This is a genomic window from Burkholderia sp. Ax-1720 (assembly GCF_011753035.1).
Taxonomy (GTDB): Bacteria; Pseudomonadota; Gammaproteobacteria; order Burkholderiales; family Burkholderiaceae; genus Burkholderia; species Burkholderia gladioli.
The window spans coordinates 34,689-48,766 of the sequence record NZ_VWWK01000025.1 but is presented as its reverse complement, the minus strand read 5'-3'; the positions used below and the strand labels follow the sequence as shown (position 1 = coordinate 48,766).

The following is a 14,078-nucleotide window of genomic DNA, read 5'->3' as shown; positions in this document are numbered from 1 at the left end:
CATGATGAATCCGTCGAACACGCCCCACGACAGCGCCGCCGGCGCGGCCTTCTATCGACCGAAGCGGATTCGCACCGTGCTGGTCGCCAATCGCGGCGAGATCGCCGTGCGCGTGATCCGCGCGGCACACGAACTCGGCATGCGCGCCGTGGCGGTGGTCAGCGATGCCGATCGCGACAGCCTGGCCGCGCGCCTGGCCGACGAGGCGATCCCCATCGGTTCCTCGCACGCGGCCAAGAGCTACCTGAATCCGGCGGCCATCCTCGCCGCCGCGCAACAATGCGGCGCCGACGCGATCCATCCCGGCTACGGCTTTTTGTCGGAGAACGCGGACTTCGCGGCCCAGGTCGAGGCAGCCGGGCTGATCTTCGTCGGCCCCTCGCCGGCCGTGATCGCCACCATGGGCGACAAGGCCAAGGCCCGTGAAACCGCGCAGCGCGCCGGCGTGCCGACCGTGCCGGGCAGCAACGGCGTGGTGCTGTCGCTCGACGAGGCACGCGGGATCGCCGCGAAAATCGCTTATCCGATCATGATCAAGGCCGCGGCCGGCGGCGGCGGTCGCGGCATCCGCGTCGCGCACGACGCGGCCCAGCTCGACGCCGAGCTGCCGCTGGCGCAGCGCGAGGCGCAGGCGGCCTTCGGCAACGGCGGCGTGTACCTGGAGCGCTTCATCGCGCAGGCCCGCCATATCGAGGTGCAGGTGCTCGGCGACGGCCGCGAGGTGGTGCATCTGTTCGAGCGCGAATGCTCGCTGCAGCGGCGCCGCCAGAAGATCATGGAGGAGGCGCCCTCGCCCTCGCTCACGCCGGAACTGCGCCAGGCGCTGTGCGCCTCGGCCACGCGGCTCGCGCGCCAGGTCGCCTATCGCAGCGCGGGCACGCTCGAATACCTGTTCGACGAGACGCGCGGCGAGTTCTATTTCATCGAGATGAACACGCGCATCCAGGTCGAGCACCCGGTCACCGAGGCGATCACCGGCGTCGACCTCCTGCGCGAAACGCTGCGCATCGCCGACGGCGAGCCCCTGCGCCTGAGCCAGGACCAGATCGTGGCGCGCGGCGCGGCGATCGAATGCCGGATCAACGCGGAAGATCCGGTGCAGGACTTCCGCCCGAGCCCGGGCCGCATCGACGAACTCGCCTGGCCGACCGGCCCCGGCGTGCGCATCGACTCGATGCTGTTCCAGGGCTACACGGTGCCGCCGTTCTACGACTCGCTGCTGGCCAAGCTGATCGTCGCCGACGAAAGCCGGCCGGCCGCGCTGGCGAGGCTCGAGCGCGCGCTCGCGGAGCTGCATGTCGGCGGCGTGAAGACCACCGCGCAACTGCATCGCGCCCTGCTGGCCGACCCCGACGTGCGCGCCGGGCGCTATCACACGAATTTCCTGGAAGCCTGGATCCCGGCCTGGCGCGAGCGGCTCGCCGCTGCTGCCGGGCCTCGCGAGGAGGCCGCATGACCACGCGCTACACCTTCGGCGGCGACGAATTCATCTTCGTCGAGATCAGCGAGGACATGTCGCTCGACGCCTTCTTCAAGGGCACCGCGATCACGCGCGAGCTGCAACGGCGCGCGGTGCCCGGCATCGTCGACATCTGCCCGGCCAATGCCTCCTACCAGGTTCGCTACGATCCGGACATCGTCGATCCCGAGGCGCTGCTGGCCCTGCTCAAGCAGATCGAGGCGGAAACCGGCGATGCGCAACTGGAGATCGCCACCCGCATCATCGAGATCCCGGTGCTGTACAACGACCCCTGGACCCACGAGACGCTGATGCGCTTTCGCGAGCGCCACCAGGACCCGGATTCGACCGACCTGGAATACGCGGCCCGGATCAACGGCAAGCGCGATGTCGATGAATTCATCGCCGCGCATTCCGGTTCGCCCTGGTTCGTGTCGATGGTGGGTTTCGTGGCGGGCCTGCCCTTCATGTTCCAGATGGTCGAGCGCGAGCGCCAGTTGCAGGTGCCCAAGTACGTGCGGCCGAGGACCGACACGCCGAAGCTGACGGTCGGCCATGGCGGCTGCTTCGGTTGCATCTACTCGGTGCGCGGCGCGGGCGGCTACCAGATGTTCGGCGTCACCCCGGCGCCGATCTTCGATCCCGAGCAGCGGCTCGACTACCTGCGCGACTTCATGGTGTTCTTCCGCCCCGGCGATATCGTCAAGTTCAAGCCGATCGACCGCGCCGCCTACGACGCGGCCGTGGCGGCCGTGGAAGCGGGCAGCTTCTCGCTGCGCGTGCGCGAGGTGAACTTCTCGCTCGAATCCTTCCTGCGCGATCAGGACGCGTACAACCGTTCATTGGTCGAGGTGCTCCATGCCGACTGATTCCCGTCCCGCCATCGAGGTCGTCAAGCCCGGGCTCGCCACCTCGGTGCAGGATACCGGCCGGCCCGGTTATTACCGCGTCGGCATCCCGCCTTCCGGCGCGCTCGACCAATACGCGCTGCGCGCCGCCAACCTGCTGGTCGGCAACCACGAAAGCGCCGCGGCGCTCGAATGCACCCTGCTCGGCCCGCAACTGCTGTTCCATGCCGAGGCGCTGATCGCCGTGACCGGCGCCGACATGCAGCCGAAGATCGACGGCGTGCTCCAGGCCTGCAATGTGGCGCTGCGCATCAAGGCGGGCAGCACGCTGAGCTTCGAATACGTGAAGGGCGGCGCGCGCGCCTGCCTGGCCGTGGCCGGCGGCATCGATGTGCCGGTGGTGCTCGGCAGCCGCTCGACCTATGCGCTGGGGGCCTTCGGTGGCCACCAGGGGCGGCGCCTGCAGAAGGGCGACCAGCTCGCCATCGGCCGCGATCGCGGGCCGGCGCGCGAAGGCACCGCGCTGCCCGAGCGCCTGCGCACGCCGCTGGCTCGCGAGGTGGCGCTGCGCGTGCTGCCGGGCCTCTATCACCACCGGCTCACCGACGAATCGGCCCGGACCTTCTTCGAGGACACCTGGACCGTCGCCCCCGAGGCCGACCGCATCGGCTATCGCTACAAGCAGGGCCGCCCGCTCGGCTTCCGGCCGCGCGAGCAGCCGTTCGGCGCCGGCGCCGATCCGTCGAACATCGTCGACGCCTGTTATCCGATCGGCTCGATCCAGGTGCCCGCCGGCCTCGAGCCGATCATCCTGCATCGCGACGCCGTGTCCGGCGGCGGCTACGCGACCATCGGCACGGTGATCAGCGCCGACCTCGACCTGATCGGCCAGATGCAGCCGAACCACCAGGCGCGTTTCGTTTCCGTGACGATGTCCCAGGCGCTGGCCGCCCGGCGCGACGCGCAACTGCGGCTGGCCCGCCTGCGCGACGTGCTGCTGCGATAGCACGACGACGCGGCCGCGACGGGCAGATCGCCCTGCTCGCGGCCGCCCTCGTCCCCCCGTTTCCCGATCGTTCGCGCGATGTCCAGCATCGCGCGCGAAGCGTTGCGCTCGTTCGAGGCGCGCGCGGCAAGTCCTGCACGTCGTTCCGGCAACGTCGCGGCCGATCGCCTCCCTGGCTCGCGACGCGGCCATTTCCATATCCCTTGTGTATTGAGGAGCAGTTCGATGGCCAATCTGAAGCAGGAAGCCGCCGCGGGCGATCTCGATCTATCGATCGCCGCGATTCCGGAGCAGGCCCGCATGCCGGCTTTCTCGCTCACCATGGCCTGGTGGGCCGTGTGCAGCGCGGTGTTCTATATCGTCGTGGGCGCAACCCTGGCGCTCGGTTATGGCGCGCGCAACGCGCTGATCGGGATGGCCTTGTCGGTGGTGGCCTATGGCCTGGTCAACTCGGTGATCAGCCGGTATGCCGTGCGCACCGGGCTGTCGGTCGCGCTGTTCTCGCGCGTGCTGTTCGGCAGTTCGGGCGCCGCGCTCGCCACCCTGATCTTCTTCGCGACCGCCATCTACTACGCGGTGTTCGAGGGTTCGGTGATCGCCGTGGCGGCCCATACGCTGTTTCCCGTGCTCGACTACCGATGGGCCGCGCTGATCGTGGTGGCCTACAGCGTGCCCCTGGTGTTCGGCAGCGTGCAGCACTGGCTCGACAAGTTCAACGGCGTGCTGCTGCCCTTCTATCTGTTCGGACTGCTGGCGGCCGTGGTGCTGACCACGCACGAATACGGCTACAACGCCGCCTGGCTCGATTTCGGGCCCAAGGGCGCGGTGCCCGCCAACGGCTGGTGGAACTGCTTCGTGTACTACATGGGCGTCTGGGTGCTGATGATGTTCACCTTCGACTATGCCCGCTTCGGACGCCGCAAGGACGCCGTCTATCACGGCCGCTTCAACTTCGGCATGCCGTTCTACCTGGTCACCTTCCTGCTGAACGGCGCGGTGGGCATCTACCTGGTCAGCACCACGCCGGGGCTCGGCACCTTGTCGGAAGTCTCGGTGGTGCTGGCCCTGCTCAAGCTGATGGGCATCTGGGGGCTGCTGTTCGTGTGGGTGACGCAATCGCGCATCAACACGGCGAACTACTACCTCGCCGCCATCAACATGCAGGCCTTCTTCGGCAAGCTGGCCGGGCTGCGCGCGCCGAAATTCGTGTGGGCGCTGGTGGTCGGTGCCGTGGTCTATGCGCTGATGATGGCCGACGTGTTCTCGAAGATCCTCCAGGCACTCGCCTACCAGGGCATCTTCGTGGTCGCCTGGGTGGGTGTCGCGCTCGCGCATATCCTGTCGACCCGTTACGACGAACTGGTCGGCGAGACCATCGAGTATCGCGATTCGCATGTCCCGGCCTTCAATCCGGGCGGCTTGAGCGCGTGGCTCGCGGGGGCCTTCGCCGGCCTCGTGCTGATGAACATGACGGGCACCGCGCAGTCGCTGTCGGCGCCGGCGAGCTTCGCGGTGTCCTGGATCGTCTATCGCGGCATGCTCGGCTCGGCGAAACGGACCTGGTTCGTGCGCGGCTGAGTTCAGGCCGTGAGCGGCTTGCTCATGAAGACGCGCTTCATGCCGTCCGGCTCGCGGTGCGTCTCGACGTAGCCGATGCGCGTGTAGCGCGCGATGTTCTCCGTCATGGTCTCGTTCGTGTAGAGACGGATGACGCGGTAGCCTGACGCCCTGGCCGCCTGCTCGGCGTATTCCAGCAGGTGATGCCCGAGCCCGGTTCCCCTCGCGGCAGAAGCGACGGCCACGTTGTGCAGCAGCATCGCCTCCGCTTCGGGGATCAGCACCAGCAGGCCCTGGACGGCGCCGTTCGTCTCGACGACACGGACCCGGCCGGCGTCGATCAGGGCCGCGTAATCGTCCAGCATCGGGCCGGGTGGCCTGCCCATTCGTGCGATGTAGGGCGAGTAGGCCTGCTGGACGATTGCCTCGATGGCCTGGCGATCGGCTGGTGTGGCTGGGCGGGGAGTCGGATGCATGGGGTGCTTGGGGTGCTTGGGGTGCTTGGGGTGCTTGGGGTGCTTGGGGTGCTTGGGGTGCTTGGGGTGCTTGGGGTGCTTGGGGTGCTTGGGGTGCTTGGGGTGCTCGGGGATGGATGGGGACAGGTGCCGAGGTGATCGATGCGGGGGCCCGGGAGCCGGGCGTCACCCGCCCTGATGCGCTCCCGCCGCCGTCCGACAGCCGGACGCCCGCGCGGCATTTATAATAGCGACCTTCCATGCTGGCCAGCCTAACGATAAGGGCGGCGATGCCCGCATGGCGCGGCTTTCGCACCAACCAGCCGTCGGCGCCGCCGGGGTGGATCCGGAGCGTTTTTCGCGGCCGGATCGCCCCGGAGCAGGAAAACTCCTCGGCGACAGGCGCCTCGAGACGGCGCCCCGAGCCGCCCGGCCTGGTCAGTGTGCAGCCCCGCGTACCGTTTTTCCGGCGATGAATGCCTTGCATCCCCGATGCCAGGATGGCGAACCCAGCCGCCACCGGCATGCCGGCCCACATACGTCACAACATCGCCACGGCTGCGTGGCGACCGCATTCGAGTACTCATGTTACGGCTAAGCGAAGTCAAACTGCCCCTCAATCATGCCGAGAGCGATCTCGATGACGCGATTCGCGCGCGCCTGGCCGAACTCGGCGTGGCCGTGGACGAGCCGCTGCGCTACACGGTGTTCCGCCGCGCGCACGATGCCCGCAAGCGCGCCGACGTCAAGCTGACCTATATCGTCGATCTCGAGGTGAAGGACGAGGCGGCGGCGCTCGAGCGCATCGCCGGCAAGCCGAATTGCGGCCCGACGCCGGACATGCGCTACCACTTCGTCGCCAAGGCACCGGAACACGGCACGGCCTTGCGCCCGGTGGTGATCGGCATGGGCCCCTGCGGCCTGTTCGCCGGGCTGCTGCTGGCCCAGATGGGATTCCGCCCCATCATCCTCGAACGCGGCAAGGCCGTGCGCGAGCGCACCAAGGACACCTTCGGCCTGTGGCGCAAGAGCGTGCTGCATCCGGAATCCAACGTGCAGTTCGGCGAAGGCGGCGCCGGCACGTTCTCGGACGGCAAGCTGTACAGCCAGATCAAGGATCCGCATCACTATGGCCGCAAGGTGCTGGACGAGTTCGTCAAGGCCGGCGCGCCGGAAGACATCCTGTACCTGAGCCGGCCGCATATCGGCACCTTCCGCCTGGTCAGCATGGTGGAGAAGATGCGCGCGACCATCCACGAACTCGGCGGCGAGGTGCGCTTCGAAACGCGTGTCGACGACATCGAGATCGAGCAGGGCAAGGTGCGCGCGCTCAAGCTCTCGAACGGCGAGACGCTGCGCTGCGATCACGTGGTGCTGGCCGTGGGCCACAGCGCGCGCGACACCTTCCAGATGCTGCACGATCGCGGCGTGTTCATCGAGTCGAAGCCGTTCTCGCTGGGTTTCCGGATCGAGCATCCGCAAGGGCTGATCGATCGCAGCCGCTTCGGCAAGTTCGCGGGCCACAAGCTGCTGGGCGCGGCCGATTACAAGGTGGTGCATCACTGCAGCAACGGGCGCGCCGTCTACAGCTTCTGCATGTGCCCCGGCGGCACGGTGGTGGCGGCCACCTCCGAGCCCGGCCGCGTGGTGACCAACGGCATGAGCCAGTACTCGCGCGCCGAGCGCAATGCGAATGCGGGCATCGTGGTCGGGATCACGCCGGAAGATTATCCGGGCGGGCCGATGGCCGGCATCGCGTTCCAGCGCAAGTGGGAAGAGCGCGCGTTCGAGCTGGGCGGCGGCGATTATCACGCGCCGGGGCAGTTGGTCGGGGATTTCATCGCCGGCCGGCCATCCACCTCGCTGGGCTCGGTGGTGCCGTCGTACAAGCCGGGCGTGCGCCCGACCGACCTCAGCACCGCGCTGCCGGATTATGTGATCGAGGCGATTCGCGAGGCGCTGCCGCAGATCGACAAGAAGATTGCCGGATTCGCCATGCACGATGCCGTGTTGACCGGCGTGGAGACGCGCACCTCGTCGCCGATTCGCGTGCGGCGCAAGGATGATTACCAGAGCATGAATGTCGAGGGGCTGTATCCGGCGGGGGAAGGTGCGGGTTATGCGGGCGGGATTTACTCGGCGGCGATCGACGGGATCGAGGTGGCGCAGGCGGTGGCCTTGAGCATCACGGGGGCAGGTGCGTCTTGATTTGGCGGGGGCGGCGAATCAGGGGCTGTGGGCCTGTCAGAATTTTCGTGTTCGAGGCGGGTTGAGCATCACACGGATAGCCGGGCAAAACGCTCTTCGTAGAGGATGGCAAACTGATTCATGGCTGCCTTCCAATCATGCGCGGCGCGTCCCCATTTCCTCGATGACTCGATCAAGAAAAAGCAGCGTGTTACGGGGCGTTTCTGCGCGGATAGACAGCCAGTATGCGAAAGGCCGTGTACTGGCAAACGCCTCGCGCGATCTTCATCGTGTCCATCTGGACCCAATCTCCTGAAACCGGGCAGTCCAAAGAAATCCGCTGCTGTCATCCCGACAGGCTCTGATACGCCGATCTCGGTCAAGGGTCGCCACCTAAGTGCCGTGTACACTGCGCGGATCCGAGGCCTAAAAAGAAGGAATAACGATGCCGATCCGCTGCACATTTGATTTAAATGGAAAGACCACCTCCACCCTGAACTGCCCCGGGTTCGGGATGGTTTCGGCTTTTTCAGGCACCAAGAGCGGTCGAGACAACCCCGATGCCACCGGCATCGAAGGCGTCGGGCCGATTCCCAAGGGAACGTACTACATCGTCGATCGCCAGTCAGGTGGGCGTCTGGGATGGTTTCATGATGCGATCGGGAAATATGGCGTTGGCACTACCGATCACACGAAGTGGTTTATGTTGTGGAACGCCAAAACCGGCGACTCAACATACGTAGGAAGCGTCAAGCGCGGCCAGTTTCGACTGCATCCGATGGGGCAGCTTCGCCTAAGCGAAGGCTGCATTACCGTCACGAATCCAACGACATTCGATCGCCTCGCCGAATATCTCCGGAAAAATGGTGCCGACCTGCCAGTGCCAGGATCGACGTTCAAGGCATATGGAACGGTTGACGTGAAATGAAGAAGATCGGACTGATCGCGCTGAATGTCGTTGTCACGCTGGCCGGCGGGTGGATGCTCGGGACTTTCATCATCAGCCAAGCCGGAAACATGCCCGAGTGGATGGATCACGCGCTGCGCGTGCTGCTGCACATAACCGGCCGCGAAGAATTTGCGAACCCTGACGACCTGCCCACACTCGGCATGCTGGCGATACTGCTCGCGTCAATCATCGTTTGTGGCCTGCTTGTCTGGGTCGCGAACGTCGCAATCGGCCGCGCTCGAACCCGTCGGGCCCAAGCGTAACGACATGGCGCGAGCGGGCCGCCCCGCTCGCGCAACGCCTCAGAACAATCCTGCCGGCTCGGCGCCAACGTCCCAGCTCGAAATGATCACCTCATGGCGGCTCGCTGCCTCCAGGCCAACCGTGTACTGCATCTGCACCGTCTCGATATGGAATCCGTCGAACACCCGGCGGATCTCCGGATGATCGTTCAGACTCACGATCGCACGGCCCTTGAGCGTCCGTAGACGCTCGGCCATCCCTTCGCATTGCTCGAACGGAAACGCAGCGCCATAGCCGGCCGTGTCGAGATACGGCGGATCCAGATAGAACAGCTCCAACTTGCCGCCAAAGCAACCTTTCTGCAGGTAGTAGAAACCTCGCCGCGCGCTGGATTCCTTGCCCCCTTTCAGAGCGATCGTCTTTTCGGCGGACAAACCCGCCCGCGCATCTTCGGGCGACTCGTTAACATGCGCCGGTCACGCGTTTCCAGCCACAACGTAGCCGCCGCCTCGAAGCAGCGCGATCAGCCCGCCAACACTCTCACTCCCCCCGCCACCCAGCCAAAAGGCCAACTCCGCGCCCCTTCCCCAGCCCACTGGTAAACTCCCCCCGCTAAAGCAACTTCTCCCGGCCAAATGAGCACGCAATCCACCGACGTCACGACCAACCACACGCCCATGATGCAGCAGCATCTTCATCTTATCTGACAGAGCTCTGAGCACAAACCTACGCCAATACCTACGCTAGCGCTTTTACGGTTCGTCCACTAACGATCCTCTCCGGACCTTGAACCGGGCCTCAGCTCTCCGGCTTCTTCGACGTGTTTAACGGCCATCCACACATCCGAGCCGACTGGCAAATCGTTGGCGGCTTTGCGCATGGTAGGCTCGTCAGGCAACCTGCCATATCGGCAGCGACGAACACAGAGAAGGCCTGATGACCCGCGTGCTACTCCCGCTTGACCAACCAGAGGCGTGGCCCGCTCCACTGGCGTCTCTCCTAGGCGGCCTCCACGAATTGTTTCTAAGCTGGCAGATTGCACCGTGGAAGGTAAGCCCGCAGGACTATGACCGAGCCATTCTTCGCGTGGGCGATGCGCTCAGGCCGTATTCGATCACCGGCTGGCACTGCACCCGCATCACAGATGTCGAGATCACGCAGATCGTCCGATCTGGCATGCAACTGCCCGACGGTACGATGCTGCGCCGTCGCATCGATGCACTGGTCGCGTCAGGCCAGTTGCCGAGCGACATTGGTAACCGACTCGCAGCGGCCAATCAGGCTGACGAGAGCAACCGCGCTGGCCGGCTGTGGTTCTGCTTTTCCCCGCCGCATCGGGCAGGCGAACATGGCATTGGGCGATTTTTCCGCCATTGGGGTGGTGAAGCGCTTTATAACTCGCATGAGGACGACCTGGTGACGTCATCGATCCTGCATGCGATCGGGACACCGTGTGTGATCGAGGCCAACGTGCCCGTTGCTTCACTCGCCCCCAGTGCCGGCCTTGCGATGAAGCTCGTTCGCATCTACCTTATTAGCCGCGGCTACGAGACGGATGAACCGGTGGAGTACCAAGACAAAAGCGTGCAGCCCATTGCGGCTGACTGCATCAGGCGGGTGATCCGGTATCCCGAACGCGACTTCATGGACCTCACCGGATGCGCGAAATGGCGACGGACGCCCGTAACGGGACAAGGAAAGGGTCCTCCGGAATAAAGTCGGCCTGTGCGCGTGGAGGTGGCTCAGCACGAGTAAATGATCGCCGGGGTTCAGTTCTGCCCCTCTGCGGTGCTTGCCGCTTCGAGGTCCGGCCTGAGAATGTTCCAGTGCAAAGCGAGATCGATCCGTTCGGGGTTGAATTCAACCAGTCCCATGTTTTCGACGGCGAGGGTGATCAGGTGAATGGCAGCGCTATTGGCACATAAAAGCGTCGACGCCATGTCGGACGTGTCGGGACCGAAGAAGTAGACGTCTGGCTCCCCATCGATGCCCTCTCTCATGTGGCGAACGAATGCACCCAGCGTCGCGTGTGCCCCGTTCCCGGACGTGAACCTGTACGAAAGTTCATAGAGCAGCGTCAGATCCGAAGCGTGTGCAAGCGTCGCAAGTTTCAGTGATCGCGGCCGTTCGTACCGCGCTTCGATCTCGGCCTTCCTTCTTCTGAAAACTTCCAGCCGCTCGTCGTTCGCGTCATTTCCATTGAGTTCGAGAACCCGGTTACATACACCGAGATCGTGCGCTGCATCGTCCTCGCGCAGGCGCTCGAGCGTTCCCACGACCCTCACCAACCCGGCCGTGACGATGACGGACTCCGTGCACAAGCGTGCCAACGCGCGAGCTTCTGGTAGCGCTCCGCGCTCGGCCATCAGAATGCATCCCTGGAAAGCCCCCAACGCCCGCACGAACCCCGCAATGGCCCACTTCGCTTCCTCGGCGAGCCCTTCCAGAGCAAAGGCTTTCCGCATTCGCATTCCCATTTCATTCGCGCGTTCGGCTAACTCGAAGGGCCCGGCATACAGTTCACGGACTGCTGCCTGCCAGCCTGTAAAATCGTCGGACAGGAAACCGACTTCATCAAAACTCGCCATAGCTTTCTCCGGTCACCGCACACAATGCCGCGCCAGCAGCCCCTCGAAGAATTCGGCAACGCATTGTTGAGCGTGTGGGCCGACCTCGCGCTGTTCTAGATCGACATCCAAGAACTCGTGTCCGCCGAAGCGGTAGACCTCGTATCCCATCAGCCGCAGCCGGCGGTCCTCCGCTACCATTTCGGCGTAGCGCTGTGCGCTCGCGATGAACCGATCCGACGCGAGGGGATCCGGTACTGCATAGTGGTGGCGGCCATCGACCTCGATCACAACGCGCACGCCCTGCTCCAGCATCAGCAGAAAATCCATGCGTTGGCGCGCCAGGAACTGCTCGTCACCGCGCTGGCGCTTGGTATAGGGGTCGTAATGCAGATAGACCTGCGGAATCAGCGCTGGCAACCGGTCGCCAAGCGGGCCGCCGAAGCACTCGTAGTAACCTTGGAACACTGCGAACTCACCTGCCGAGCGGGCACCAAGCACCGTCTGGCGCAGTCGTCGGAACAACCGCTCCTTTGCAATGCCCGGGTCACTGATGCCCTGGAGTTCGGCATACCAGTCCCGCAGGTCCTTCCAGAGCAGCAGTCCTGAACTCGGTAAGGGACGGTCGAAAACCAGCACCTTGTCGGCATGCTTGACGATCTCGACGTCGTTGTTCACAGCATCGCGAAAGACCAGCTCCGGCTTCTCGCCGATCGAGGCGAAGATCAGATTCTTCATCGCTCCGGCGACGCCAGCCTTGGCCCGCACTACCCCGTAGATAGCGTACCCGGACTCTACGCTGGCCTGCCGAACCGTGAAGCCATCCCGCCTCAGTATCGCGCCAATCGCGATAGCAAGCTCCGCCTGCTCCGCGTTGCGGCGTGTCATGGGGTGCAGAAGCTTGGTCAGCAACGCGAAGAAGCGCGTTTGGCTGCACGTCAGCGCGCCGCATTGAGTCAGCAACTCTTCGTGCGACCAGTCGTCGTTGCGCAAGCAGTGCTGGACTATCTGCCCGTGCAAACTGGAGCGGCCGAGCAACCCAGTCGCATCGTCTTGGATGACCGAGACACCGAACACCTCTCTGAGGCTGTCAATCAGGGGGAGCTCGCCGAACAGGGATGCCAAAGGATTGAGGGCCTTGAGCACGTCACTCCGGACCAACGCACTCACTCGATACTCGGCGTGGATTGTCGTCTCGCTCACGGTGTCCGCGAGATTCTCCGATGGGTACTCGCGCAGCACCCGCGTTGCCAAGTCGAGAAGGTCCGCCTCATTCCACGAGAGGATGCGTCGCCGGACATACAGCCGCTTGCTGCTAAAAGCCTCTTGCGCATCGCCTTCCGCTACGGCCTGCTGAATTCCCATGCGGACACAGGCGTCGGGAACTTCATAGGCCTTGGCTGCGGCGACGGCCTGTGCGATCTGCTCCCTAAGCGTGTCGAGAGGAATGACCGCCGGCTTGACTAGTGACCCCTGCATTGCTTTTCCACGGCGTTGCATGAACTGACATTCTGACACCTTTCGGCGAGAAGCAGCCGCTCCACTGCCGGCTGTGCTTGGTGATCACTGACGGCTTCTGGCCGATAGCTGCCGCTCAACATTCCTGGCAGCCGAATGGCGAACTTCGAGCGGCCCCGTTCAGGCCGCCGGTAAACTCGAGCTGTTCAAACGACCGATCCGATGTCTGACCCGTACATAAAGTTGCGCAGGCGAATGCGCTGCAGCCGAGCCAACGGAGCGGATCGACGCAGTTATCATTCTGACTCAAACGAACATTCAAGCTCCGACACTATGATCTAGACTCAGCCATTCGTCGCGCTAGCGGCAGCGGCTAAAAGGCGGCTCTTGATGTCCAGCATCGCAGCGTTGCCAACCCCAGTCGGCGGCGATTCCTTACCGTTAAAGAAAACCTTCATTATTGGTACAAAAAAATCGCGACTTACGTCGCCGAGCTGCTTTCCCATCTTGACAAGCTCGCCCAACGCTTGCACCACCCCCCCATAACCAGTTGTTCTATAAAAATAATCTTGAGGAAATTGGCTCGTATCTGAGCGCACTTCGTCTATAGCGGAAAAGCAACTGGCCAGTATCTTCCTGATTACCCAATCTTCGTCTGCGATATAGAACTCATACAACGAACCGCTACGATCCTTGATCTGTCGAGCGAGTTGATCGACAAAGGCTGCTTGGGAAAGCGTCTCTTCCGGACCAACTTTTGTACCCAGTATTTTAATACGACCATGGAATGGCGACTCCGGATCATCATGCAAGGATCTCGCAATTTCGTGGCATGACTTCTCAATACTTCTGCCGGGACTCAACGAGAACAGGTCATACATTAAGGATTTTGAAACCTGCTTTTGATTACCATTGATCGTCGAAAAGATGGTCGCTTCCGAGTAAACATCAATGTCGAACACGAAGACCACGAGCAGATTGAATCTTCGAAGATCACTACGTGACAATTCCCTCAAACCTAATACTCGATGTTGCCCGTCCAACACATGCCCGACATCACCTTCATTGTTTACGAATCGAAGATGGGCTCCGTCGACCACGACTTGATTCGATCGAGCCGATACGATGACCGGGGTCGGGAAGATCGCATTTCGCTCAGTCGCATATTCTGATATTTCACGGACCCGTCTCGCATTTTCATCCCTCTGAATACCAAAATCGGGATCTGAACTGCGACGACGAATCTCTAGTCGGTCGATGATTTGATCAGCCGGAAGAATACAAGCATAGAATACCGCACCCGGCTGCTCATACTCGAATACGGGAATTTTGTTCGAACTGTCTGACAT

At 63.5% G+C, this 14,078-nt stretch carries 12 protein-coding genes and 2 pseudogenes; 8 read left to right on the top strand and 6 right to left on the bottom strand.

Annotated features, from left to right (window positions below; translation table 11 throughout):
- Nucleotides 1-4: 4 nt before the first annotated feature.
- The 4 genes from F3J18_RS10960 (at nucleotide 5) to F3J18_RS10945 (ending at nucleotide 4,891) form a co-directional block, all read left to right on the top strand.
- Nucleotides 5-1,456, top strand: a complete 1,452-nt coding sequence (locus tag F3J18_RS10960; RefSeq protein WP_166912838.1) for an acetyl-CoA carboxylase biotin carboxylase subunit — start codon at nucleotides 5-7, stop codon at nucleotides 1,454-1,456.
- Entirely contained in the window at nucleotides 1,453-2,328 is an 876-nt protein-coding gene (locus F3J18_RS10955) for an allophanate hydrolase subunit 1 (RefSeq protein ID WP_166912825.1), read from the top strand. The genes F3J18_RS10960 and F3J18_RS10955 overlap by 4 nt, the downstream gene beginning before the upstream one ends.
- Nucleotides 2,318-3,313 (top strand): biotin-dependent carboxyltransferase family protein, encoded by a 996-nt coding sequence (locus F3J18_RS10950; RefSeq protein ID WP_166912824.1) that lies wholly within the window; start codon nucleotides 2,318-2,320, stop codon nucleotides 3,311-3,313. The genes F3J18_RS10955 and F3J18_RS10950 overlap by 11 nt, the downstream gene beginning before the upstream one ends.
- Before the next feature lie 225 nt (nucleotides 3,314-3,538).
- Nucleotides 3,539-4,891 carry a cytosine permease gene (locus F3J18_RS10945; protein ID WP_166912823.1) on the top strand — a complete coding sequence of 451 codons (1,353 nt, stop codon included), beginning with the start codon at nucleotides 3,539-3,541 and terminating at the stop codon, nucleotides 4,889-4,891.
- Between the two features lie 2 nt (nucleotides 4,892-4,893).
- On the opposite strand, the gene F3J18_RS10940 is transcribed toward F3J18_RS10945, so the two are convergent.
- Nucleotides 4,894-5,346 (bottom strand): GNAT family N-acetyltransferase, encoded by a 453-nt coding sequence (locus tag F3J18_RS10940; RefSeq protein ID WP_166912822.1) that lies wholly within the window; start codon nucleotides 5,344-5,346, stop codon nucleotides 4,894-4,896.
- A gap of 564 nt (nucleotides 5,347-5,910) precedes the next feature.
- Between F3J18_RS10940 and F3J18_RS10935 the strand changes: the two genes are divergently transcribed.
- Nucleotides 5,911-7,533 (top strand): NAD(P)/FAD-dependent oxidoreductase, encoded by a 1,623-nt coding sequence (locus F3J18_RS10935; protein ID WP_166912821.1) that lies wholly within the window; start codon nucleotides 5,911-5,913, stop codon nucleotides 7,531-7,533.
- Nucleotides 7,534-7,686: 153 nt separating this feature from the next.
- On the opposite strand, the pseudogene F3J18_RS10930 reads toward F3J18_RS10935, so the two are convergent.
- Nucleotides 7,687-7,834 (bottom strand): annotated as a pseudogene (locus F3J18_RS10930) (IS481 family transposase); the annotation flags it as partial.
- 123 nt (nucleotides 7,835-7,957) lie between these two features.
- Between F3J18_RS10930 and F3J18_RS10925 the strand changes: the two are divergent.
- The gene (locus F3J18_RS10925) at nucleotides 7,958-8,440 is read left to right on the top strand and encodes a DUF2778 domain-containing protein (protein WP_166912820.1); all 483 of its coding nucleotides are present in this window, start codon (nucleotides 7,958-7,960) and stop codon (nucleotides 8,438-8,440) included.
- Complete coding sequence (locus F3J18_RS10920) at nucleotides 8,437-8,724, top strand: hypothetical protein (RefSeq protein ID WP_166912819.1); 288 nt, start codon at nucleotides 8,437-8,439, stop codon at nucleotides 8,722-8,724. Before F3J18_RS10925 ends, F3J18_RS10920 begins: the two co-directional genes overlap by 4 nt.
- A 39-nt stretch (nucleotides 8,725-8,763) precedes the next feature.
- Here the strand turns inward: F3J18_RS10920 and F3J18_RS10915 are convergent.
- A pseudogene (locus F3J18_RS10915) lies at nucleotides 8,764-9,099 on the bottom strand (DNA adenine methylase); the annotation flags it as partial.
- A gap of 541 nt (nucleotides 9,100-9,640) precedes the next feature.
- Here F3J18_RS10915 and F3J18_RS10910 point away from each other — a divergent pair.
- Nucleotides 9,641-10,420 (top strand): hypothetical protein, encoded by a 780-nt coding sequence (locus F3J18_RS10910; RefSeq protein ID WP_166912818.1) that lies wholly within the window; start codon nucleotides 9,641-9,643, stop codon nucleotides 10,418-10,420.
- Nucleotides 10,421-10,473: 53 nt separating this feature from the next.
- On the opposite strand, the gene F3J18_RS10905 is transcribed toward F3J18_RS10910, so the two are convergent.
- The 3 genes from F3J18_RS10905 to F3J18_RS10895 all read right to left on the bottom strand — a co-directional run bounded on the left by F3J18_RS10905 (nucleotide 10,474) and on the right by F3J18_RS10895 (nucleotide 14,078).
- Nucleotides 10,474-11,292 (bottom strand): DUF5677 domain-containing protein, encoded by an 819-nt coding sequence (locus tag F3J18_RS10905; protein WP_166912817.1) that lies wholly within the window; start codon nucleotides 11,290-11,292, stop codon nucleotides 10,474-10,476.
- Nucleotides 11,293-11,304: 12 nt separating this feature from the next.
- Nucleotides 11,305-12,750, bottom strand: coding sequence for a hypothetical protein (locus F3J18_RS10900; protein WP_166912816.1), 1,446 nt, complete (start codon nucleotides 12,748-12,750; stop codon nucleotides 11,305-11,307).
- 323 nt (nucleotides 12,751-13,073) lie between these two features.
- Nucleotides 13,074-14,078, bottom strand: coding sequence for a DGQHR domain-containing protein (locus F3J18_RS10895; protein WP_166912815.1), 1,005 nt, complete (start codon nucleotides 14,076-14,078; stop codon nucleotides 13,074-13,076).

Coding starts and splice junctions, on each gene's coding strand:
- F3J18_RS10955 (WP_166912825.1), top strand. CDS start 1,453: ATGACCACGCGCTACACCTTCGGCGGCGACGAATTCATCTTCGTCGAG.
- F3J18_RS10920 (WP_166912819.1), top strand. CDS start 8,437: ATGAAGAAGATCGGACTGATCGCGCTGAATGTCGTTGTCACGCTGGCC.
- F3J18_RS10940 (WP_166912822.1), bottom strand. CDS start 5,346: ATGCATCCGACTCCCCGCCCAGCCACACCAGCCGATCGCCAGGCCATC.
- F3J18_RS10935 (WP_166912821.1), top strand. CDS start 5,911: ATGTTACGGCTAAGCGAAGTCAAACTGCCCCTCAATCATGCCGAGAGC.
- F3J18_RS10900 (WP_166912816.1), bottom strand. CDS start 12,750: ATGCAGGGGTCACTAGTCAAGCCGGCGGTCATTCCTCTCGACACGCTT.
- F3J18_RS10905 (WP_166912817.1), bottom strand. CDS start 11,292: ATGGCGAGTTTTGATGAAGTCGGTTTCCTGTCCGACGATTTTACAGGC.
- F3J18_RS10960 (WP_166912838.1), top strand. CDS start 5: ATGAATCCGTCGAACACGCCCCACGACAGCGCCGCCGGCGCGGCCTTC.
- F3J18_RS10945 (WP_166912823.1), top strand. CDS start 3,539: ATGGCCAATCTGAAGCAGGAAGCCGCCGCGGGCGATCTCGATCTATCG.
- F3J18_RS10895 (WP_166912815.1), bottom strand. CDS start 14,078: ATGTCAGACAGTTCGAACAAAATTCCCGTATTCGAGTATGAGCAGCCG.
- F3J18_RS10925 (WP_166912820.1), top strand. CDS start 7,958: ATGCCGATCCGCTGCACATTTGATTTAAATGGAAAGACCACCTCCACC.
- F3J18_RS10950 (WP_166912824.1), top strand. CDS start 2,318: ATGCCGACTGATTCCCGTCCCGCCATCGAGGTCGTCAAGCCCGGGCTC.
- F3J18_RS10910 (WP_166912818.1), top strand. CDS start 9,641: ATGACCCGCGTGCTACTCCCGCTTGACCAACCAGAGGCGTGGCCCGCT.